This is a genomic window from Sulfurospirillum arsenophilum NBRC 109478, assembly GCF_000813345.1.
In the GTDB taxonomy this organism is placed as follows: Bacteria; Campylobacterota; Campylobacteria; order Campylobacterales; family Sulfurospirillaceae; genus Sulfurospirillum; species Sulfurospirillum arsenophilum.
This window is the reverse complement of sequence record NZ_BBQF01000001.1, coordinates 129,591-152,050: the sequence shown is the minus strand read 5'-3', so window position 1 is coordinate 152,050 and position 22,460 is coordinate 129,591. Positions and strand designations below refer to the sequence as shown.

The following is a 22,460-nucleotide window of genomic DNA, read 5'->3' as shown; positions in this document are numbered from 1 at the left end:
GAATTTTTTAGTTGATAAGACTATAAAGCAGCGCAATTTCTTCTGCCCATATTGAATCATCGATGGTTTCAAGCACTAAAGGGATGTCATCCATACGTTTATCATTCATGATAAATCTAAATGGTTCTACTCCTAATTTTCCCTTGCCGATAGAATCATGTCTATCGACGCGAGCACCCAAATCAGGCTTAGAATCATTAAGATGCATTCCTTTAAGATACTTAAATCCGACGATTGTAGCAAATTTTTCCATCGTTTGCCTATAGGCATCTTCACTCCTAATATCGTAACCTGAGGTAAACAGATGGCAGGTATCGATGCAAACCCCTACACGCTCTTTATCGATGGAATTATCCATAAGGTAGCCTAAGTGTTCCATTTTGTAACCCATATTGCTTCCTTGACCTGCTGTGTTCTCAACAACAAGTGTGACACCATTTGTTTGGCGTAACACTTCGTTCATTGATGAACTAATGAGCTCCAAACAGGCCTCTTCGCCTATCTGTTTTAAATGGCTACCAGGGTGGAAATTGAGCTTATCAAGCCCTAAAGCTTCACAACGTTGTACCTCATCTAAAAAGGCATTCAATGATTTTTCGCGCGCTTCAAGCTCAGGATGACCAAGATTAATAAGATAGCTGTCATGGGGTAAAACATGTTTGGGTAAAATCTCCGCTTTCTCTAACTCGGCTTTAAAGCGATCTATTTCTCCTTGAGTCAGAGATTTTCCTTCCCATTGGCGCTGATTTTTCGTAAAAAGTGCAAAAGCTTTTGCTCCAATTTTTGTGGCATTAATCGGAGCATTAAAAACCCCGCCACTCGCACTGACATGCGCTCCAACAAATTTCATATTCTTCCTTTATGGTAATTGTTTTAATCGCATTAAAATGCCATTTTTCGTATCTCTAAAAGTTAAGTTTGATCCTTCAACTTTATAAATAAGATGGCTATTGGGAAGCTCCAACTCTTGATCAAAACCATTACTGGTTTGATGCAAATTTTTCCCTTCATAGATGGGTTGTTTTGCAATGATCTCTTGCATCAATTTGGCATAATGCTCTTCTTGAAAGAACTGCTGATTAAAGGCAAGTTTATCCATACATCTCCCATCCAAACAGATGTTGTTTCCCATCATTTCGAGGTTGAAAAGCACACTGCCCGCTGAGAAAATTTGCACATTGGTATAGTCCTTGCCTTGATTGATAAAGCCCGTATCTGAAAGTGCCATCTGCTTATTTTTAATCGTAATCACATACGTTTCGGAAGAGGTAATCTCCTGCTTTGTGGCACAACCACTCAAAAAAAGTAGCATCAAAAAGCTTACATGTAAAACTATTTTCATATGTGACACTCCTTACATGTGCCCTTTAATACAATGCTTTTAACCTCGCCCTCGACTTTGCCTAAATCAACTTCCATACAGGTAATTTTATGGCAATGCTCACAAATAAAATGGGCGTGGGTGGTGCTAGAGAGTTCAAAATACCACTTGCGATCATCGGCTTCAAACTTATGCACCATCCCCGATTCTTCAAACTTGGCGATGTTGCGGTAAAACGTTGCTTTATCCATTGCAATACTCATCTTCTCTTTAATCTGTTCATAGTTCATGGGATGATGCGCCTCTTTAAGCACTTCTAAGATGGAGGAACGTGCGGTTGTAAACTTGATGTCATGTTCTTCAAACAATGTTTTGATCTGTTCGCTCATAGTTTCCCTCATTAATTGATAGTGAATGTTATCGAAAATTGTATTAAGTCACAACTAAGTTGCATTTGATTAAGATTGCAGCAAAATTATGCAACTTAGTCGCAAAAGGATAATCCGTGAAATCTCTTTTACTCTTTTTTACCTTCCTCTTTGGTTCACTTTTAAGTGCCGCTCCAACCGTAACGGTGAGCATTCTTCCCCAAAAATATTTTGTCGAACAGATTGCTAAAGATTTTTTACATGTAAACGTCATGGTAGCCCCAGGTGCTAACCAACATACCTACGAGCCAAAACCTGCTCAGATGAAAGAACTTGCAAGTTCTGATGCTTACTTTAGCATTGACGATGGTTTTGAAAAAGCATGGCTTCCTAAATTTAAAAGTAGCAATCCTAAAATGGTAATGGTCGATACCATTAAAGGGATCGAAAAAATAGCAATGGCAGAACACCATCATGAAGGTGAAAAAAAAGATGCTCACCATGACCATGAAGACGAATCTCTTGATCCTCATGTCTGGCTCGACCCTATTTTGGTTAAAACACAAGCTAAAAATATTTACGATGCACTTGTCATTCTGTATCCAACACAAAGAAGTGAATTCACAAAAAATTATGAAACATTTATTGCCTCATTAGACGCACTAGATGCCTCTATTCAAACCACACTTGCTGAAGTAAAAAGTCGTAAATTTATCGTGTTCCATCCTTCTTTTGGTTACTTTGCACAACGTTATAACTTGGAGCAAATCGCCATTGAAGTGAGTGGGAAAGAGCCAAAACCAAGTGAATTAGCCACTATCATTAAAGAAGCCAAAGAGGAAAATGCTAAAGTCGTTTTTGTTGCTCCACAATTTTCACAAAAAAGTGCCGTCAGTATTGCGAAGCAAATCAACGGAAAAGTCTTACCAATTGACCCTTTAGCGTATGCATGGAATGAAAATCTTTTAAGCATTGCCAAAACCTTTCAATCAGAACTAAAATGATATAATCGCTTTATGCAAAACGATATTCAAATCAATCACCTCTATTTTAGTTATGATGGCGCTACCGTACTGGAGGACATTAACCTCCAGTACAACAAAAATGAATTTCTAGCCATTATTGGACCCAACGGTGGCGGTAAAAGTACCCTGCTTAAAATGATGATAGGCTTGCTTGAGCCTGAACGTGGCGAAGTACTTCTTTTTGGTGAAAATCCTTTACATGTAAGCCATGAAATTGCCTATGTTCCTCAAGACACCATCGCCAATAAAGACTTCCCCATTAAGGTGATGGACGTTGTTCTTATGGGCAGACTCTCCAAATCCAAAGCCTTTGCGACTTACTCAAAAGAAGATAAAACCATCGCTTTGAACATGTTAGAGAGAGTGGGAATGAAAGGGTTTGAAAACCAAAAAATCAACACCCTCTCAGGCGGTCAACGCCAACGTGTTTTCATTGCACGTGCCCTCGCTTGCGAAGCAAAAATTATGTTTTTAGATGAACCAACAGCAAGCATCGACACCGCAGGGCAAATCGATATGTTTAAACTGCTTAAATCGCTCAACGAAACGGTGGGCATCGTCATCATCAGTCACGACATCAATGTTGCCCTTAATTACGCCACCAAAGTTGTCCATGTCAACAAAACGCTCTACGTCCATGATGTACCCAAAACTCAAAATTTCAAAGTCTTTGAAAATCAAAATGAACATGTTTGCCCTGTTGAGCTTATCAGCGCAACCCGTTGCAACCACACCCATAAAGAGCTCGTATGATAGATATCCTTAACTTTGATTTTATGCAAAATGCACTTTTAGCTTCTCTTTTAGTAAGCATTATTTGTGGTGTCATTGGGACATTGACCGTTATTAATCGCATGGTCTTTATTGCAGGCGGTATTGCACATGGCTCATACGGCGGCATTGGGTTAGCGCTTTATTTTGGCATTGCTCCTATGCTTGGTGCATCTTTGTTCTCACTTTTCTTAGGGGCTATTATCGCCTATATTACCCACCACAACAATGCACGTCTTGATGCACTTATTGGTGTTTTATGGGCATTTGGTATGGCGCTTGGCATCATCATGACCGATCTTACGCCGGGATACAATGTCGATTTAATGAGTTATCTTTTTGGTGCGATTTTATCCGTAACACCTGAAGATCTTTACGCAATGGGATTCGTACTCATTGTAGTATTGACCTTTGCAATTATCTTTTACAAACAGCTTTTGGCTATGAGTTTTGATGCTCAGTTTGCAAAACTTCGAGGTATCAACGTTACCCTGCTCTATTTTGCATTGGTCTTGATCATAGCCCTTGGTGTTGTGATTATCATTCGTGCGGTGGGGCTTATCTTGGTAATTGCGTTGCTTACGATTCCACCTTACATTGCAGAAAAGTTTACCAATTCTGTTGGAGGAATGATGGTTGTTTCATCTTTTCTTTCAGCCCTTTTTTGCACCGTTGGACTCTATCTCTCTTACAGTTTCAATCTTAGCGGTGGGGCTTCCATTATTTTAGTGGCAACAACAACCTTTTTTCTCCAACTTCTCTATAGCAGGTACTTCAAAGCCTAAACAGCATTTTTTCGTCTGCGGTATTGCTCCATAAAGTATGAACCCAGTTCCGCGATGAGCATACCGCCTAAAATCATCACTGCACCACAGATTTGTGGAAAGGTTAAGAGTTCATTGGCGAAGAAATAGCCAAAAATTCCAGCACTGACAGGCTCCATGGTAAAGATAATCGCTGTTTTTGCCGCCGTGGTAAAACGCTGCATGGCTGTTTGTACCCAAAAGGCAAAAATCGTTGCAAAGATAACCGTAATGGCTATAGCATTCATAAACAACATATCTGTTCGTGGAGGGATGATAGAGCCTTCCATCACAAACCCTCCAATAAAAGAACAAAAACCCACCGTTAGAAATTGAATGCTCACCAAGAGATAAATATTGTGTTGACGTGAAAGATGGCCTGTAAAGACAATATGCAATGCAAACATCATTGCACAGATAAATGCATAGAATTCCCCTAACGAAAAACCTAACGTGTTATTGAGTGTTAAAAAGTAAAGTCCAGCAGAAGCAACGATTGCGCCTAGGGTTGAAAACATTGATGCTTTTTGTTTAAAGATAAGATAGGTAGCAAAAGGAACGACAATCACGCTTAAGCCTGTAATAAAACCAACCGTAGATGAGTAGGTATAAGTGAGCGCAAACGTTTGAAACGCATATCCTAAAAACATAAAAAGGCCCAAAAGAGATCCTGCTTTTAAAACCGCAAGATTAAGATAACGAAGCTGTTTAAAGGAGATCATTACCATTAAAGCACCTGCGAGAAAAAATCGCCAAAATAAAAAGGTATAGACGGGTGTTTCGTTAACTGCAGCTTGTACCACAAAAAAGGTACTTCCCCACGCAACAGCTACCATAAGCAGTAAAAAATCTGCACCTAATTCTCTTAATTTATGACTGATCACTACACACCTCATTACTTTGATAGAAGAGGCATTGTATCACAATGAAATAGGAAAATACAGAGTAACCAGCTCAAAAAATATCCAAATAAAGATGGCTTTTTTTAAGTTCTTTTACCACTAATCACACGAAAGCCTCCCTCTCATGAAAATGGAGGCTTTTTACCCGTGACATTTGTACCAATCCCTTTATCTTACTTTTATATTCTACTGCTACAATTATGGTTTACGCGATATAATGAAAGAAAGGTTTGAATGAGTCAAGCTATTGTTCACATGGAAAATGTTAATAAGTATTATGGCGATTTTCATGTTCTTAAAAATATAAATTTTTCCGTTACAGAGGGTGAAATTGTTGTGATTTGTGGACCAAGTGGTAGCGGCAAATCAACGCTCATTCGCTGTATCAACAAACTAGAAGAGATCGACACTGGCGAAATTGTCATTGACGGTTTTGATCTATACACTAAAAAAACCAATATTAACCAAGTCCGTGCTGAAACAGGAATGGTTTTTCAACACTTCAATCTTTTCCCCCACTTAACTATCTTAGAGAATATTACCATCGCTCAACGTAAAGTCAAAGGTATCAGCAAACACGATGCCAATGAAGCAGCCCTTAAACTTTTAGAACGTGTAGGTTTGGTACATAAAGCAGAAGGCTATCCAAATGAACTCAGTGGTGGTCAAAAACAACGTGTTGCCATAGCAAGAACACTTGCAATGAAGCCAAAAATTATTTTATTTGATGAACCAACATCTGCCCTTGATCCTGAAATGATTGGTGGCGTTTTAGATGTTATGCGCGAACTTGCACACGAAAACTTTACCATCGTTTGTGTGACCCATGAAATGGGTTTTGCCAAAGAAGTTTGCGATCGCATCGTTTTTATGGATGAGGGCGTCATTATTGAAGAAGCTACACCGGAAGCTTTCTTTGCCAATCCAAAAACAGAACGTGCGCAGAAATTTTTACAAGAGATATTAACACATTAAAAACTAAACCCTTAAGGAGAGTAGCAATGAAGAAACTTTTAGCTGCATTACTTGTAATGCTTGGCATTAATGCTATGGCTGATGATATCAACCTATGGCAAAAATCAACCCTCAACAGTATCGTTCAAAAAGGTGTTCTAACCGTTGGACTAGAGCCAGGTTATATGCCTTTTGAGATGAAAGACAAACAAGGTAATATCATCGGATTTGATGTTGATATGGCAAATGAAATGGCAAAAGCGATGGGTGTTAAACTCCAACTGGTTCCAACTGCATGGGATGGTATTATCGCAGGTCTTTTAACAGGTAAATATGACATCATTATGTCTGGTATGACTATCACTCAAGAGAGAAACCTCAAAATCAACTTCGCAGACCCATACATCAGTGTTGGTCAAACTATTCTTGCCCCTAAAAAACATGCAGGTAAAAAATGGAGTGATTTGGATAAACCAGAATACACTATCGTTACGAAGATTGGTGTAACCGGTGAAATTGCAACACGTAAAATGTTTAAAAAAGCTAAAATCAGAACCTTTGAAACAGAAGCTGACGCAGCACAAGAAGTTCTTAATGGCAATGCAGACGGTCTTGTTTATGACAAACCATACAACGCTATTTTCTTTGCTGAAAAAGGTGCAGACAAACTTGTTCACTTAAGTGAAGAATTGACGTATGAACCTCTTGGCTTTGCTATTCGTAAAGGTGATCCAGATTTCCTTAACTGGCTTAACAACTTCCTAAATCAAGCAAAAAATGATGGTACTTACAAAAAAATCTATGACAGATGGTTTGCAGATACCGCTTGGCAAAAAAAGGTAATGTAAGCAGTGGCAAAAGGAAAACAAACTCTTTTGCACAATAAAGCATTCGGTCACGTAGTGGCCGTTGCTTTTTATGTTGCATTTGGATACTTACTCTTTATGGCTGCATCCAATATGAACTACATTTGGAAGTGGACTAGTGTTCCAAAATATTTTGCATATGAAAAAGTTGAGACCATTCCTGCATCTTTGGATGGTACAATTCAAATTCGAGGATCTGCCCTTATTATTCAAGGGCGTGAAGATAGTAAAGAAATTGCCATTGATAAAAGCTACTCACTGAGTGTCAAAGATGGCGACAGTGTTTATGAAAATGACACTATTGCTAAAAAAACATCAATGCAAATTGGCCCCTTACTTGAGGGCTTAATCGTTACACTTGAGATCTCGGGACTTGCCGCAATTTTAGCCTTTTCTATTGGCTCTTTACTTGCGTTTATGCGTATTTCCAGTTACCAATTTTTAAAAGATATAGCGACTGTTTACATTGCTATTATCAGAGGAACGCCTCTTCTGGTTCAAATTTTTATTTTTTATTTTATTATTGCTACGATATTTGAACTTGAACGTTTTCTTGCAGGTGCTATCTCGCTTGGACTCTTCTTTGGAGCTTATATAGCCGAAGTTTTACGTGGAGCTATTCAATCCATCGATAAAGGCCAGTATGAAGCGGCAAAATCTTTGGGTATGAACTATACGCAGACAATGATTTATATCATTATGCCTCAAGCACTTAAGCGTGCACTTCCAACACTGGTAGGAGAGATGATTGCACTCGTGAAAGACTCTTCATTGGTCTCTGTTATTTCTATTACCGATCTAACCAAAGTAGGTCGCGAGATCGTTGCAAATACCTTTTCACCTTTTGAAACATGGCTTATTATCGCAGCCGTCTATTTTGCAATTACCTTTTTGCTCTCAATACTCGGACATAAAATTGAAATGAAAATGAAAAAACAAGGTGGTATGTAAGCTAGAGCTTACATACCATTACAGTACATACTCATTCAATTCGTTATTTAGCTCTTCTAAAATTTCATCTTCTCGCTTTGAAATATACTGAAATATCTTTCCACTCATCTCTTGATCGGGGAAAATACGCATACAGTAGCGGTATGAGTCTTTATACTCAATCACATTCATCACTTCACCTTGCACTTCAATCTTTCGATCGCTTTGGGTGGACACAGAAGCGCTGTTAAGCTCAAACCCAACAAGAACCTTCGCCCCAACAAAAATGCCATTATTTTCACTACTCACAACACCCAAACCATTCAAAGAGATATCAAATAATCGTCCACTTGTTTGAATGTTGCCAAATTGATGCAAAAATACTTTTGACACGATATCAGGATGTACCCGAATAAACTCTCTTTGAAGTGCTGGCATATTGAGCAGATAAATAAAATTGGTGAGAACGACGGTATTTGTTTGAAAATTACAATCCACAATGTCCGCTTTAAGATGCTTATTGAAGTAATTATTTTTGACAATAAAGGCTTTACCATCTAGCTTCATAGCAATTTCTTGCAATTTATCGATGTAAAATGTCACATTTTCACCCTCAATTTTTACAATACTAGCCTCCGAGCTGATAGGCACACCCTTGTATAGATTGAGAAAAACAATCGCTTGATTCTCCTCCTTCATTTGATGAAACACTTCAATAATATTGTTGATGGGAGAGAACATAACATCATCACTAAATCTGACATCAAAAGCGACTGTAGCGCTGCACACTCTAGGCGTCTCATTTTCTATAATATTTATAAACTGACCTATACATCCAACCAAAAGTTCAATTTGAGAGGTAATGTTATGTTTATGGGCAAAGGAAATATAATTTTCTACAAGATAAAACATACTTCGAGTGATGAGAAAACCAATCATAATACCATTTTGACGCATACGTATAAAAACATCATCCTTAAGCGCTGAGATGTCAGTATCAGACTTAAAAAGTCCATGGTAAAGTGCAAAAGCTATCTCTTTTGACTCTTCTTTACTCATTGCTTTGTCATAACTTTCACATAAGCAGGTAAAATACTCTACAAATGTATTCTCAAACTCTTTTATAAAAAGTATAGAAGTGACTAAAAAATTCTCTTTCTCACTTTGAGAAATAACTTCCGTTTCCATCATAGTGTCCAGGTGGTGATTTTATTGATTATATCATTTTTTATTCAGGAGGTGTGAAATATCTAAGATGACTTCTGTACCGACATTTTTTTGAGAATTAATGCGCATAGAAATTTTAAACTCATCGCAATAAGCCTTCACTAAGCTCAGCCCTATACCATACCCTTCTTTACTTGTATCCGCTTGATAGTAGCGATCAAATGCAAGAAAAAGCTCAGCTTCGCTCATCCCAACACCCGAATCTTTGATAATAAGATTCTCTGCTTCTTGAAAAATGCAGATTTCATGATGATTTTGGTTGTATTTGAGGGCATTATGCACGAGGTTTGAAATGACTTTGGCAAACCCGTGTTTATCCGAAAAAAGCTCTACATGTAAAACGTTATAGTTGATTTCAACGCCATCTGCCATCTCTTTTTGTTTTACAATGACACTTTCTATCAACTCATCCAGGTAAAATTTCTCGCGAACATCTTCTTGAATCTCTTTTTTGATGTAATAATCCACCTCTTTATAGAGTGCATAAAGATCTTTGCTCGCTAATTCAATGCGTCCTAAACGTTTAAATTTTTTCTCATCATGCTCCTCGGCTTGAAGCATTTGAAGATTGGCATTAATGACAGAAAGCGGAATATTAAGCTCATGAAGTGTGTCTTTGAGCAGAATATCTAAGAAACGGTTGGTTTTAAACAAAGAAGAGAGAGTATAGGAAACAATGACATAACCGACAATCGATGAAAGAATCAGAAGCGAGACAAAAAACCATAGTTTCTCATCAACCCATTCCCACATCATAACACCAAAAGTTACCAGTAAACAAACCGCTATACTAAATGCAATGATAGAGCGAATAAAAAAGATTCTATCGCTACTTCTCAAAGCGGTACCCAATTCCTCGTATATTTAAAATGCTCTCTTTCCCAAAAATCTTTTTAAGATTATTGATATAAACTCTTATGGAACCTTCATTAATCTCTTCACTGCTACTCCAAAGCCTTTCATGGATCATCTCTTTCGTGACCACATGTCCTCGCTCTTTCACTAACAAATAGAGCAATTCAAAATCTTTGAGATTAAGGTCTAACTCTTGATGATGAGCAAAAAGCCGTTTACGTGCAAGGTTGAGTTTGTAGGCTTCATCAATAACCAGCCAATCATCCACAATTCCTTTAGAGCGCGCTAAAATCGCTTTGATACGAAGAAGCATTTCATCTAAATCAAACGGTTTTTTAATGTAATCATCTCCCCCTAACATAAAGCCTTTGGTAAGACTCTCTTGGTCGTTCAATGATGTCACAAAAATAGCGGGGGTATAATCTCCAGAGGCACGAAGCTCTTTTAAGAAGTCAAAGCCGCTCATGTCAGGTACTTTTACATCCAGTAAGTAGAGATCAAATTTATGTTCATAACACTGTTTAAGTGCGGCTTTCCCACTTTTTACTAAGGTACATTCATACCCATGTCCACCTAAAAAATCCTCCAGTGTTTGAAGAAGCAGTGTGTTATCTTCTAAAATAAGAATTTTATACGACATGTTTAATGCTCCAAGCGAGTGTCTCGTTAGCAAATATAGGGACAACGTCACCATAACTGTGTGTTACTTGGAATGGACTCTTCTCTAAGCAAACCTCTTTATACAGGGCTTTATAATTATAAATTGTTTGTGCATTGTTACTTACAAACGCTTGTAGATTTGCTAATGCGTTATGTTTGTCAAATAACTCTACTAAAACTTGCAACGCAATCGGTGCAGTGAAAACACCCGCCGCACAACCGCAACACTCTTTTTTATGAATTGGATGTGGAGCAGAATCACTCCCAAACATCACTTTGGGATGGGCTTTAAGACTTACATGTAAAAGGGCATCGCGGTCTTCATAACGCTTGGCGATTGGCTTACAAAAAAGATGTGGTTGAAGCATACCACCGGCAACATCATCCAAAGTTATCAAAAGATGATGCAATGTAACCGTAGCATAAAGGTTTTCATACTTATCCAAAAGTGCCACACTCTCTTTGGTCGTAATGTGTTCCATCACAATTTTCAGCTTTGGAAATGCCGAAGCGAGACTTTCATAAATAGAGCCAAACTCTTTTTCTCTATCCATCACAAAACCATTGGTTTCGCCATGTACACATAAAACTAGCCCCAGATCACTCATAGCCTCCAAAACAGGGCGAAGTGTCTCAATGTCCATACTTGCCACGCCACCCTCCGAGTTGGTTGTAATACCTGATGGGTAGAGCTTCAACGCCTTTACATGTAAAGCTGCTTTTTCTAAAAATTCACGTGTATAATCCGAACGAAAAAAAAGCGTCATCAATGGCTCAAATACATTATTGCCAATAGCATTTATAATACGCTCTTTATAGGCAATAACCGCTTCAATGGTCGTAATGGGAGGAAGAATATTTGGCATAATGATACCACCCGCAAAACTATGCGCACTCAGGGGTGCCACCACTTTAAGCATCGCTTCATCACGTAAATGTAAGTGCATATCTAAAGGAGAAATCAGAGTGTAGGTCATTACCAATGCCTTTTTGGTTTTAATTATATCAAAGCATCACCAAAATGTTATACTTCCAAAAACAAAGAAGGCAAGAGAGATGGAATATCGTTACATTGGGAAAAGTGGACTAAGAGTTACCCCTATTTGTATGGGTACCATGAGTTTTGGCAGTTGGAGTGACAAAGCAGAATCGTTTAAAATCCTCGATACTGCGTATGATCGTGGCATTAATTTTTTTGATACCGCAGAACTTTACCCCGTTCCTCCCAAAGAGAGTTATGCGGGTGTCACTGAAGAGATCATCAGTGAGTGGCTCTCCTCTAAACCACGTGAGAGCATCATACTTGCAACCAAAATTGCAGGTGCTGCCAATGGCTGGTTTGTGCCGCCCATTCGTCATGGCTACACAGCGATTGATCGTTTTCATATTCAAAAAGCGGTTGAGGGAAGTTTGAAACGTCTCAAAACGGACTACATCGACCTTTACCAAGTGCATTGGCCCGATGAAGTCGTCCCCAAAGAAGAGTCGATGCGCGCCCTTGATGAACTTGTAAAATCAGGAAAAGTGCGTTACATTGGTACCTCTAACGATACTGCTTATGGACTCACCAAATCAAACACCATTTCTCAGTATGAAAAACTCTCCCGTTTTGAGTCGATCCAAAACAATTTTTCATTGCTTAATCCTCGGTTTTTAGACGAGCTCGCCAATGTATGCAGAAAAGAAAACGTTTCAATGTTGCCTTACTCACCCATTGGAGGAGGAGTTCTTAGTGGTAAGTATAATCAAGCCTTTATTGACCCTAAGAGTCGTTTTGGTGAGTATCTTCATGCAGGAGAACCTAGACAAAAAGCAATGTATAAACGCTTTGTCAATGATAAAACAGTCACGGCAACAGCAAAATACATGGAAATTGCGAAAAAATACGGCATGCGCCCCGTAACGCTCGCCGTTGCGTGGAGTATGCACTTTGATTTTGTGGCTTCAACTATCATTGGGGCGCGTTATGCCACACAGTTAGAAGAGAGCTTTAAAGCTTTAGAAATTAAACTAACACCTGAGATTTTAAACGAATGTGAGAAAGTTCAAAAAGAGATTTTATACCCGATGGGATGAATTAAAACCTACTTTTAATAAAAGCCTTAAAATCAAGGTTTTAGGGCTTTTATTATTTACACATCCGTGCATATTCAATTTGCTCCTTACCCCAAATATCCAAAGATTTGAGGACAGGTAAGAGAGTCAAACCTCGTTCTGTTAATGAATATTCGACTTTTGGTGGAACAGTATCGTATTGTTTACGACATACTAATTGGTACACTTCTAATTCTTGAAGTGACTTAGTCAACATAATATTTGTTATACCACGTACTGCTCTTTTCATTTGGTTATAGCGTAATGTACCATCTTCTGCAAGATGCCACATAATTGGTATCTTCCATTTTTGCCCAATAATGTCTAATGCATATAAAATAGGACATACTTGCTCAAGATCTAGTAATTCTGTTGTAGATTTTTTAATGTGTGCCATATATTTCTCCAAAAAAGTAGGGCAGAAAAAACTGCGTACTATATTTTTATTTCCTTTTGATTTATAATTATATCTTAAAATAAAAAGGAAAATACAATGAATGTATTATTGGTAAATGGTAGTCCAAGGAAAAATTTTAATACAGCAAAACTTTTGAATAAAGCACTAGAAGGAGCTATTTCAGCAGGAGCAGATGTTGAAATAATCAATCTTTATGATTATACATTTCAAGGGTGTCTTAGTTGCTTTGCATGTAAAATAAAAGGCAGTAAAACCAATGGTCTATGCGCACACAAAGATGAATTAAAACCTATATTAAAAAAAGCTCAAAAAGCAGATGTCATCATTCTTGGAACACCCGTCTATTATGACTACCCAACTGCTCAAATGAGAGCTTTCATGGAACGTTTCATGTTCCCAGTTGATACATACATGATCAATCCTGAGACCAAAGAACGAATACGCTTTCATGACAAAATAGTCCCAACGGGAATCATTTATACAATGAACTGCCCAGAGTTTTTAATGAAAGAGATAGATTACCCTACGATACTTAATGCAAACGGAAACGCTTTGAATAGGCTTTTTGGGTATTGTGAAACATTATATTCTTATGATACCTATCAGTATACTGATTATGCGAAATATGATTGCAATATATTTGATGAAAAAGTAAAAGCAGAAATAAAAGAACGACAATTTCCATTAGATTGCGAAAAGGCATTTGCTATGGGTAAAAAATTAGTGGAGATGGTCAATCACTAAGAAAGGAATTAATCTTAAGATGTAACTCCTTGTGAGATTTTAGATGTAAGAAAATTTCTTACATCTAAAAAGTTTAAACTTTTGATTTAACAAATTCAGGGTAAGCTTCCAAGCCACACTCTTCAAGATCAAGCCCCACATATTCGTGCTCTTCATCACTTCTAAGCCCAATAACTTTTTTGATGATAACAAACGCAACATACGAAATAGGAAATGTGAAAAGCCCTGTTAAAGCAATGCCTTTAAGTTGTGTCAGCAGTGAAAAATCTGCAAAAAGCGCTACCGCAATCGTTCCCCAAATACCATTGACCAAGTGAACAGAAAGAGCTCCCACAGGATCATCTATTTTGAATTTATCAAAAAGAGGAATCGCGAAAACGACCAATGCCCCACCAACAGCACCAATGACAATCGGTTCCCAAAGGCCAACAACATCAGCACTTGCCGTAATTGCAACCAGTCCGCCAAGTGCCCCGTTTAAGATCATGGTAATATCAAGTTTTTTATACTGAAAATAGACAATAAAGGCTGCAATAATGGCACCTGCAAGTCCCGCTGTATTGGTATTGACGATGATTAAGCCTACGAGGTCTGCATTTTCAACACTTGAAATGTGAAAAGCACTACCCCCGTTAAAGCCGAACCAACCAATCCATAATAACATCGCACCAAGCGTCACCAAAGGAATGTTAGAAGCAGGGATTGCTCTTACATGCCCCTCTTTACTATATCTGCCTCGTCTTGCACCCAAAACTAAGATACCTGCTAAAAGTGCCCAACCACCAACGGAATGTATAACTGTACAGCCCGCTAGGTCATGCACCTCTTTTAAAAATCCTCCACCCCAAATGGCATTACCCACCGTTGGATAAATAAATCCGCTCATTAAGACGGCAAAAATCATAAAAGGAATAATGCGAATACGCTCACTCACACCACCACTCATAATAGAAACGGTTTTACTGACAAATGCCATTTGAAAGAAAAAATAGGCATAAGGACTATACCCTTCCGTTACAACGCCTTCGAGGAAAAAACCAGCTCCTCCAAACATAACGTTATAGCCCCATAATAAAAAGATAAAAGAGGTGATAGCGTAGAGCATAACATTGCCTGTGAGAACAGCAGAGACGTTTTTGCTACGAACAAGCCCTGCTTCAAGCATGGCAAAGCCTGGAACCATCAAAATAATTAGAACAGAAGCAAAAAGTAGGAAGAAGGTGTCAATAATATATTGAATGTGAGATAAATCCATTACATGTGCCCTTTGAGTAAAATAAAGTGTAACGGATAATTGTACAAAAAAGAAGAAAAGCTTTGTGATTAAAATTTAATCACAAAGCTTAAAGTTTAGATAGCATCTTCGTTTTGTTCACCCGTTCTAATACGAATAACTCTTTGAACATCACTCACAAAAATCTTTCCATCGCCTATTTTACCGGTCTTTGCAGCTTCAGAAATCGTTGCAATCACTTTGTCTACATTTTCATCAGCAACAACGATGTCAAGTTTGATTTTTGGCAAAAAGTCAACCACATACTCAGCACCTCTATAAAGTTCAGAGTGTCCTTGTTGTCTGCCATACCCTTTAACTTCATGTACAGTCATACCTGTTATTTCAATACTAGCAAGAGCATCTTTGACCTCTTCAAGTTTAAAAGGTTTAATAATCGCTTCGATCTTTTTCATGGGTTCTCTCCTCTATTATTTCAAAATTGGGCTATTTTACCTTAAATTATTTTAAATACGCTTTGATAATTTTTTGTGGTTGCATTGGCATGTCTCTACCATCAGTTACAATATTTTCAAGCTTTTTCACAACATCCATTCCCTCAACCACTTCACCAAAAATAGTATGTCTACCATTGAGATGTGGCGTAGGAACAGTCGTAATAAAAAATTGACTTCCATTGGTATTACGCCCCGCATTAGCCATTGCTAAAATACCAGGTTTGTTAAACATGACATTGGGTTTAAACTCATCTTCAAACGGTTGCCCGTAAATTGACTGCCCTCCACGGCCCGTACCCGTTGGGTCTCCACCTTGAATCATAAAACCTTTAATAATTCGGTGAAAAGAAATACCATTGTAATACCCTTTTTTGACTAAACCTTCGAAATTCTCACATGCTTTGGGTGCAACTTCAGGTTTAAGTGCAAAAACGATGGTTCCTTGCGTTGTTTCAAAAACCACTTCACTTGCGACAAGAGCACTCCAAACACCCAAAAGTAAAACTAAAACCACTTTTTTCATTTACTGATCTCCAACGAGTTTTGTATTGCGGAAACGATACATTTTATTTTTAACTTTCTCTAAAATACCTACTTTGATAAGTTGTTGGAACATATGCACCACCGTTGGTTTGCTCACACCAATGTTATCAATAATATCTTGGTAAGATCCGTTAAATATTTTATTTTCATCCAAATGGTTGATGATGTATTTTAAAATCTCAATCTTTTTACCCCCAATGAGTGCCGCAAGACCTTCGATAATAAAAGAACATCCTTGTATCTCTTTATTATGCAACTTTGGAAGCATCACACTGTAAATATTGCTAATTAAATCTTTGACATTAATCGGCTTCATAATAAAACCATCTACTTTAAGGGTAATGGCCTCCATAAGATACTCTGTCTCTGTAAAAGCCGTTGTGATAATGGCAGGTATATCACGATTATGCTCTTTTTTCAGCTTTTTGAGCATCTCGATACCATTCATCACAGGCATAACAATATCGGTTACAATAATATCGATATCTTTTTCAAGTGCAATTTTAAGCCCCTCTTCGCCATTAGATGCAAGATAAACCTCTTTGACAAAATCTTTTAAGATCAATTGCGTTTGCATCTGTACTGATTTTTCATCTTCTACGTATAAAACGACACAGTCTTTTAACCCGTTAAAATCCATGTTATTTTTCCTCCTTTTTTTCAAGTGGTACTAAAATAGTTATGATTGCACATTGTTCATAGCGCTTGCCATTTTGAAATGTATAGGTAAGATTCGTACCACTAATGGTACCTCTCATCTGTTTTTCAATAATTTGCTTTGACATATACAACCCTATGCCTGTGCCTGAGGCTTTGTGTTTGGTTGTAAAATAGGGCTCAAACATCCTATCTTGCACCTCATCACTTATCCCACCGCCATTGTCTATAACACTAATCACCGCATTATTTGCCTCTTTAGTAATGACCACCTCAATGAATTTCTCTTCTACACTACTCTCTTCAAGTGCATCTTTGGCATTGGAGAAAAGGTTCATAATCACTTGTGAAAATTCATTGGGATAGCCACTAATTTGCACATCATTGGTACAATTTAAAAAAATCTCAATGCCTGATTTTGCATAATACTCTTGTACTAATTTATGACTGTAAAGTACTGTCTCTTTAACACTAAAAAGCTCTTCACGATGGTTTGGTTTAAAAAAATTACGAAAATCATCAATGGTATTGGACATCAATGATGCCAATTCGATACCCTCATTTACCTGTTTATCGATAAACGCATCGCTTAGTTCCAACCCTGCTATACGCTTCATTTGAAAACTTTGGATAATCAGCACAATCGCATTAAGCGGTTGCCTCCATTGATGAGCAATATTGCCAATCATCTCCCCCATAGAAGCAAGCCTTGATTGACGAAACATGATCTGATCTTTTTGGCGACTCTGCTCCACTTCATATTGCACTTTGAGTTCAAGATTACGGTTCAGTTGCTGTAGTTCATAGGTTTTAGCATCAACCATTTTGGCAAGTCGTGCATGAAGCAAACGAATATTTTGAAGAAGTACAATCGCCAATAATGCGGCAAAAGCTATCGTTCCAATTGTTGCCACCACAATCCATTCAAAGGTATTGTCATAAACTTTTTCCGTACGGGCATATCTCTCTTTTGCACTATCAAGATTGAGGTTAATAAGTCCCGTAAGATCAATATTGATCGAATAAACACTTGGATAGAGCTCATTTTGGAGGGTATCAATTGCCCTAGGAGCTTGTCTGGTTTCAAAATAACTAAACATTTTGAGCAAAATGCCATCAATTGTGTGAATCTTTTGTTCAATTTTGGATATTAAAATATCATCTTCTTTCGTTTGAAAAAATGACTGGCGAGTCTGTGTCATAACACCCCATGAACGTGCTAACTTTATCAACCAATCACTCTCATCAATCGCCAAACTATTTTTATATTCTTGTAATTCAATTTTGATGAGATCTTGCGCAAGGGCTATAACGACTTTACCCTCACTCGCACTGATTGAGCCTTTTTCTATATCACGGATCGTGTCTAAAATATTGACCGTATAAATATCTTTGAGATTTTCAAGGCGAATCGTTGGAAGCATACGCTTAGTGTATAAAATATCAAAATTATTTTTAATGCGATTGATGCTCATATGGGCGAAACTACCGATAAAGAACATTCCAACAACCATAATTAAAAAAAGAAGCGTTGTCTTTTTCGCTATAGTCATCTCATCGATGCTACTCATAAAATCATGGAAAGGACTAGTGCTCATCGTTTCGTCCTACCGAATAGAAGTCATCTTCCACATATTCACTTAAATGTACACGATGCAAACACTTACAGCGTTCATCTCTATTTTTGGAAATGACATTTTCATCCAATGTCTTTGAAAATGTTCCTAAAGCCTTGATAAATTCTTCTTTGGTAAAGTCTCTTCCAAGACTTTTAAAAACCTCGGCAATCATACGTGCCGCAAAATAACCTTCCAAAGAGACATGACTGAGCTCTTCTTTGGGATAATATTTCCGCATCAAAATACGATATGTTTCAACCTCGTCAACCTCTGACGTCCAAGGAGAAGGAACCACTTGTGCAAACGTAATACCTTTACCATTACCATCTAATAAATTAATGAGTGGTTTAGGTTCGATAAATGAAAAAAGCCCAAAATGAACCTCTTTACGTATCTTATGACTTTTACGAACGCGTTTGATAAACTCTGCAACAGGGGTTGTCGAACCTATCATCAAAATAACCTCTGGATTACTTAGCTCAATTTCATACAGTGCATTACCAACAGAAAGCGTGTTTCTTTTATAACTGCCTTCGCCTACAAGCACTAAATTACGTTTGGCGAGGGCATTTTTTACACCCTTTAGCCCTGTTGTTCCATAGCTATCGTTCTGATAAAAAAGAGCAAACCGTTTATACTTAAGATCTTCACTGTAATATTCTATAAGTTTTTCAATCTCATCCAAATCACCCGCTCGTGCATTTAAAACAATGGGATTGGGGGGATTGCGCAAGAACTCTGCACCTGAGTACGCACCTATAAAAGGAATACGTTTGTCAATAGCAATAGGAAAAACTGCTTCCGTCACGGGTGTGCCAATGATGCCAAAAAGAGCGAAGACTTTCTCTTTGTCAATAAGATTATAAACATTTTCTACTGCAATTTTAGGCTCATAGCGATCATCGTTAGAGATAATTTCAATTTTACGTCCATGTACGCCACCGGCATCATTTAAATTTTTGAGATACACTTCTGCGCCTTGTAGAAACTGATTTCCTACACTAGTGAGCCCTCCGCTAAAAGGTCCACTCATCCCCAGTCGAATCACGTTCCCTTCAAATTTTGTATTGGAAATGTAATAAGGCAAAAGCAGAAGAGTAATGAAAAAGAGAACTCCCATGAATTTACGCATTTTGATTGAACTTTCCTTAGACTTTAAACGCTATAGTTTAAACATAGATGAATGAAAGAAGTCTATTATGTTTTGCCGCTATAATATCAATTATTTTTTATAAAAATGCTTAATTAGTAAAAAAATATTTACTTAAATAATGTTTTAAGCACAAAATGAAAGAGAATTAAAAAATGAAATGTATAATTTGCGATTGTGATACAAAAATGTTTGACGATCCACAACTTCAAAAGCAGTACCACTACTGTCAAAACTGCGACTGTATAAGTCTTGACACTACCTATTGTCTCTCTTTAGAAAAAGAAAATAGTCTTTACAATAATCACCAAAATTCTCTGGAAAATGAAGGTTATGTACAGATGTTTGAGAATTTTTTGGACTATTTTTGGAATGATCTTACATGTAAAGATAAATCGCTTGATTTTGGATCAGGTCCAACCCCGATACTTAGCCAATTGCTTCAAAAAAGAGGTGTTCAGGTTGATTGTTATGATAAGTTTTACCAACCTATCAAATGTTTTGAAAATCAGACTTATGATTTTATCACCTCAACAGAAGTCTTTGAGCATTTGGATGACCCATTAGCAACGCTTCTTCTTTTAGCAAAACACCTCCGACCTCAAGGGATCTTTGCTATTATGACGCTTTTTCATCAAAATGATCAAGCCCATTTTTTAACATGGTGGTACCGAAGAGATCCTACACATATTACGTTTTATACGCCTAAAACACTCGAAGTATTAGCAAATCAATGTGGGTTGGATGTTGTAAAAACCGATGGGAAACGCATAGTAGTATTGAAAAAGAGGTAGCGATGGGTGTCGCAACCTCCTGAACTTTTAACAATTATCTATAAGAGCGGTAGTACCTATCATCATAATCACGATGATGACGTGGTGGGTAATAATATCTAGGAGCTGGGTCAACATAGATGACTCTCTCTTGCACATAAACGGGTTCTCTATACACAACGGTTGGTCTAGGTTCATAATATACAGGACTTTCAACATAACGTGTTGGTTGTTGCGATGCGTTAATCAAACCACCTAATAATACAACTGCGCCTGCACCAAGAAGAGCACCCTTTTCTCTATCACCCATTGCATGAGCGTTTGTGATGCCACTGAAGACTAACACAGCTGAGATTAATAGTGTTTTTACGATTTTCATTTGGGACTCCTTTGCCTTTATAAAGAAATCCTAACGCAAAATCGTGAAGTGTTTGTGAATTTAATCTTTCAGTGCTTCTCGTACCTGTAAAAAAATATCAAGATGTTCAAAGAAGATATCAACCAGTTTTGGATCAAACTGCTTTCCTCTCTCTTCTCTAAACAACGCAAAGATCTTTTCATCATCCCATGCAGGTTTATAAACTCTCGCACTACCAAGGGCATCAAAAACGTCTGCTAAGGCTGTAATACGACCATAAATATGAATATCCTCGCCACTTTTTTTATCAGGATAGCCCTTACCATCGTATCTTTCGTGATGCTCTTTGGCAACAATGGCTGCCATTTTTAAAAGCTGTCTTTGCGAATGTTTAAGCATCTCATAGCCTAGCATTGCATGCGTATCCATGATTTTACGCTCCTCTTCATCAAATCTTCCAGGCTTATTTAAAACACTGTCGGGTATGCCAATTTTACCTATATCGTGCATTGGAGAAGCCAGTTTGAGCATCTCAGCCTCTTCTTCATCCAATCCATAATATAAAGCCAATATTTTAGTGTATTCTGCCACCCGCTTGACATGATTCCCCGTCTCTTTAGACCGTGTCTCACCAATGGAGCCCATGGTAAAAAGTACCTCTTTCTGTGTGTCTTCAATCTCACGATTAAGTGTATTGACCTCTTGTAAACCCTCTTCTATTTTTGCCTCAACCTCATCCATCGTTAAAGATACATTGCGAGAAACTTTGAGAGCAAGGAAGATAATAAAAATAATCGTAACAAACCCAACAGATATTTGAATGAAGCGCATCTGATCGATAAATCCACTGGATAATTCTGAAATGGTCTCTTCTAAGGCAATACTGACTTTTTTGTTATCATCTAAAACTTCAGAAGCCTTATCAATCGTTGTCGTTTCAACCAGTTTTGTCTCTTCAATTTTCATTGCCTTTTCTGCAATGGCTCGAACAACCTCTTTATACTGAAGCAGATCTTCTCGAAGATCCCTCACTTCATTTTGCGTTGTATCAATAAGTTTATCAATGGGTACAAGCCATTTGTGCAATGTAGCTTCATCGCCATGTTGGTAAAGCATCTCTTTGCTGTAGTAACGAAGGTCGCTGAGCGCTTTGATTTGATCTATACGATTGTTCGCTAAAATATGCTCTTGAATTTTAACACGCGTGCTATTTTCTTGTGGATAAAGTGCATTAAATACGGAAACATATCCCAATTTTTCAAGCTCAAGTTTAAAAAGTGCATCATACATGAGCTCTAAACTATGCTCATTGGAATAAAGAGCGTAAAGATACGTTTTGATCGTTTTGTCTTCGCCAATATTTAATATTACTGTGTTGGAAAAATAAACTTTTTTATGAGAAGAAAGCATTTCTCGAAGGCTTTCAAAACGCTTTTCATAGGTCATAAACTCTGTATGCAATTGTTCTAATTTTTTAGCTTCAGTCGTTTTTGTGCTTTCAAGAATAATATCATTCATTCCCTCTTGCATTAAAAGAATGGCAGAAATACTCTCTCTAAAATTGCTATTTTCTTTGATTTGATAGGTAATAATCGCACTGATAAAGCCTAAAAAAAGCAACATTGCAATAATCACAACAAAGCTCAATTTCACTTTAGTACGAATATTCATAACAATCCTTTCTTAAATGA

26 protein-coding genes are annotated in these 22,460 nt (G+C 37.6%); 9 read left to right on the top strand and 17 right to left on the bottom strand.

All coding sequences use genetic code 11. The annotated features are described in order from the left end of the window. Positions 1-7 precede the first annotated feature (7 nt). Genes nfo through SAR02S_RS00780 form a run of 3 tightly spaced genes read right to left on the bottom strand, consistent with a single transcriptional unit; the run spans position 8 to position 1,710 of the window. Entirely contained in the window at positions 8-850 is an 843-nt protein-coding gene (nfo, locus tag SAR02S_RS00790) for a deoxyribonuclease IV (protein WP_041956012.1), read from the bottom strand. A gap of 9 nt (positions 851-859) precedes the next feature. Further along, entirely contained in the window at positions 860-1,342 is a 483-nt protein-coding gene (locus SAR02S_RS00785) for a hypothetical protein (RefSeq protein ID WP_041956010.1), read from the bottom strand. Then, positions 1,339-1,710 carry a Fur family transcriptional regulator gene (locus SAR02S_RS00780; protein ID WP_041956008.1) on the bottom strand — a complete coding sequence of 124 codons (372 nt, stop codon included), beginning with the start codon at positions 1,708-1,710 and terminating at the stop codon, positions 1,339-1,341. The genes SAR02S_RS00785 and SAR02S_RS00780 overlap by 4 nt, the downstream gene beginning before the upstream one ends. A 116-nt stretch (positions 1,711-1,826) precedes the next feature. On the opposite strand from SAR02S_RS00780, the gene SAR02S_RS00775 reads away from it, so the two are divergent. From SAR02S_RS00775 to SAR02S_RS00765, 3 genes are read left to right on the top strand one after another with little or no spacing between them, the layout of a single operon-like run. Then, entirely contained in the window at positions 1,827-2,693 is an 867-nt protein-coding gene (locus SAR02S_RS00775; protein ID WP_041956006.1) for a metal ABC transporter solute-binding protein, Zn/Mn family, read from the top strand. Positions 2,694-2,705: 12 nt separating this feature from the next. After that, positions 2,706-3,467: a metal ABC transporter ATP-binding protein gene (locus tag SAR02S_RS00770; RefSeq protein WP_041956004.1), complete on the top strand. Its 762-nt coding sequence runs from the start codon at positions 2,706-2,708 to the stop codon at positions 3,465-3,467. Next, the gene (locus SAR02S_RS00765) at positions 3,464-4,270 is read left to right on the top strand and encodes a metal ABC transporter permease (protein WP_041956002.1); all 807 of its coding nucleotides are present in this window, start codon (positions 3,464-3,466) and stop codon (positions 4,268-4,270) included. The genes SAR02S_RS00770 and SAR02S_RS00765 overlap by 4 nt, the downstream gene beginning before the upstream one ends. On the opposite strand, the gene SAR02S_RS00760 is transcribed toward SAR02S_RS00765, so the two are convergent. Next, on the bottom strand, positions 4,267-5,172 hold the full coding sequence (locus SAR02S_RS00760; RefSeq protein WP_052433492.1) for a DMT family transporter: 906 nt from the start codon (positions 5,170-5,172) through the stop codon (positions 4,267-4,269). The two genes, SAR02S_RS00765 and SAR02S_RS00760, sit on opposite strands and share 4 nt — an antisense overlap. A gap of 252 nt (positions 5,173-5,424) precedes the next feature. On the opposite strand from SAR02S_RS00760, the gene SAR02S_RS00755 reads away from it, so the two are divergent. The 3 genes from SAR02S_RS00755 to SAR02S_RS00745 are packed head-to-tail and all read left to right on the top strand — an operon-like array spanning position 5,425 to position 7,961. Next, the gene (locus SAR02S_RS00755) at positions 5,425-6,165 is read left to right on the top strand and encodes an amino acid ABC transporter ATP-binding protein (protein ID WP_269746262.1); all 741 of its coding nucleotides are present in this window, start codon (positions 5,425-5,427) and stop codon (positions 6,163-6,165) included. Between the two features lie 26 nt (positions 6,166-6,191). Further along, complete coding sequence (locus tag SAR02S_RS00750) at positions 6,192-6,992, top strand: transporter substrate-binding domain-containing protein (RefSeq protein WP_041955998.1); 801 nt, start codon at positions 6,192-6,194, stop codon at positions 6,990-6,992. Positions 6,993-6,995: 3 nt separating this feature from the next. Then, complete coding sequence (locus tag SAR02S_RS00745) at positions 6,996-7,961, top strand: amino acid ABC transporter permease (protein ID WP_041955996.1); 966 nt, start codon at positions 6,996-6,998, stop codon at positions 7,959-7,961. Positions 7,962-7,979: 18 nt separating this feature from the next. Here SAR02S_RS00745 and SAR02S_RS00740 read toward each other — a convergent pair whose 3' ends face one another. The 4 genes from SAR02S_RS00740 to pyrC are packed head-to-tail and all read right to left on the bottom strand — an operon-like array spanning position 7,980 to position 11,659. Then, a complete protein-coding gene (locus tag SAR02S_RS00740; protein WP_041955993.1) occupies positions 7,980-9,128 on the bottom strand; it encodes a PilZ domain-containing protein in 1,149 nt (382 codons plus the stop codon). 33 nt (positions 9,129-9,161) lie between these two features. After that, positions 9,162-10,007, bottom strand: coding sequence for a sensor histidine kinase (locus SAR02S_RS00735; RefSeq protein WP_041955990.1), 846 nt, complete (start codon positions 10,005-10,007; stop codon positions 9,162-9,164). Then, entirely contained in the window at positions 9,997-10,662 is a 666-nt protein-coding gene (locus tag SAR02S_RS00730) for a response regulator transcription factor (protein WP_041955988.1), read from the bottom strand. The genes SAR02S_RS00735 and SAR02S_RS00730 overlap by 11 nt, the downstream gene beginning before the upstream one ends. After that, positions 10,652-11,659, bottom strand: a complete 1,008-nt coding sequence (gene pyrC / locus SAR02S_RS00725; RefSeq protein ID WP_041955984.1) for a dihydroorotase — start codon at positions 11,657-11,659, stop codon at positions 10,652-10,654. Before pyrC ends, SAR02S_RS00730 begins: the two co-directional genes overlap by 11 nt. 79 nt (positions 11,660-11,738) lie before the next feature. On the opposite strand from pyrC, the gene SAR02S_RS00720 reads away from it, so the two are divergent. Continuing rightward, the gene (locus SAR02S_RS00720) at positions 11,739-12,758 is read left to right on the top strand and encodes an aldo/keto reductase (RefSeq protein ID WP_041955982.1); all 1,020 of its coding nucleotides are present in this window, start codon (positions 11,739-11,741) and stop codon (positions 12,756-12,758) included. A 52-nt stretch (positions 12,759-12,810) separates the two neighbouring features. On the opposite strand, the gene SAR02S_RS00715 is transcribed toward SAR02S_RS00720, so the two are convergent. Further along, positions 12,811-13,173 carry a winged helix-turn-helix transcriptional regulator gene (locus tag SAR02S_RS00715; protein WP_041955980.1) on the bottom strand — a complete coding sequence of 121 codons (363 nt, stop codon included), beginning with the start codon at positions 13,171-13,173 and terminating at the stop codon, positions 12,811-12,813. A 96-nt stretch (positions 13,174-13,269) separates the two neighbouring features. Here SAR02S_RS00715 and SAR02S_RS00710 point away from each other — a divergent pair, with 96 nt between their 5' ends. Then, entirely contained in the window at positions 13,270-13,938 is a 669-nt protein-coding gene (locus tag SAR02S_RS00710) for a flavodoxin family protein (RefSeq protein ID WP_041955978.1), read from the top strand. 73 nt (positions 13,939-14,011) lie between these two features. On the opposite strand, the gene SAR02S_RS00705 is transcribed toward SAR02S_RS00710, so the two are convergent. From SAR02S_RS00705 to SAR02S_RS00680, 6 genes are all read right to left on the bottom strand, one after another. Continuing rightward, entirely contained in the window at positions 14,012-15,193 is a 1,182-nt protein-coding gene (locus tag SAR02S_RS00705; protein ID WP_041955976.1) for an ammonium transporter family protein, read from the bottom strand. Positions 15,194-15,288: 95 nt separating this feature from the next. Continuing rightward, complete coding sequence (locus tag SAR02S_RS00700; RefSeq protein ID WP_041955974.1) at positions 15,289-15,627, bottom strand: P-II family nitrogen regulator; 339 nt, start codon at positions 15,625-15,627, stop codon at positions 15,289-15,291. Positions 15,628-15,673: 46 nt separating this feature from the next. Then, positions 15,674-16,192, bottom strand: coding sequence for a peptidylprolyl isomerase (locus SAR02S_RS00695; RefSeq protein WP_041955972.1), 519 nt, complete (start codon positions 16,190-16,192; stop codon positions 15,674-15,676). After that, on the bottom strand, positions 16,193-16,852 hold the full coding sequence (locus SAR02S_RS00690) for a response regulator (RefSeq protein ID WP_041955969.1): 660 nt from the start codon (positions 16,850-16,852) through the stop codon (positions 16,193-16,195). A 1-nt stretch (position 16,853) separates the two neighbouring features. After that, the gene (locus SAR02S_RS00685; protein ID WP_041955965.1) at positions 16,854-18,467 is read right to left on the bottom strand and encodes a sensor histidine kinase; all 1,614 of its coding nucleotides are present in this window, start codon (positions 18,465-18,467) and stop codon (positions 16,854-16,856) included. Further along, the gene (locus tag SAR02S_RS00680) at positions 18,457-19,620 is read right to left on the bottom strand and encodes an ABC transporter substrate-binding protein (protein WP_041955962.1); all 1,164 of its coding nucleotides are present in this window, start codon (positions 19,618-19,620) and stop codon (positions 18,457-18,459) included. Before SAR02S_RS00680 ends, SAR02S_RS00685 begins: the two co-directional genes overlap by 11 nt. Before the next feature lie 173 nt (positions 19,621-19,793). Here SAR02S_RS00680 and SAR02S_RS00675 point away from each other — a divergent pair, with 173 nt between their 5' ends. Then, positions 19,794-20,432 (top strand): class I SAM-dependent methyltransferase, encoded by a 639-nt coding sequence (locus tag SAR02S_RS00675; RefSeq protein ID WP_041955960.1) that lies wholly within the window; start codon positions 19,794-19,796, stop codon positions 20,430-20,432. 34 nt (positions 20,433-20,466) lie between these two features. Here the strand turns inward: SAR02S_RS00675 and SAR02S_RS00670 are convergent, their stop codons facing one another. Further along, positions 20,467-20,790 carry a hypothetical protein gene (locus tag SAR02S_RS00670; protein ID WP_041955958.1) on the bottom strand — a complete coding sequence of 108 codons (324 nt, stop codon included), beginning with the start codon at positions 20,788-20,790 and terminating at the stop codon, positions 20,467-20,469. A 60-nt stretch (positions 20,791-20,850) separates the two neighbouring features. Continuing rightward, positions 20,851-22,440 (bottom strand): HD-GYP domain-containing protein, encoded by a 1,590-nt coding sequence (locus tag SAR02S_RS00665; RefSeq protein WP_041955956.1) that lies wholly within the window; start codon positions 22,438-22,440, stop codon positions 20,851-20,853. Positions 22,441-22,460 lie beyond the last annotated feature (20 nt).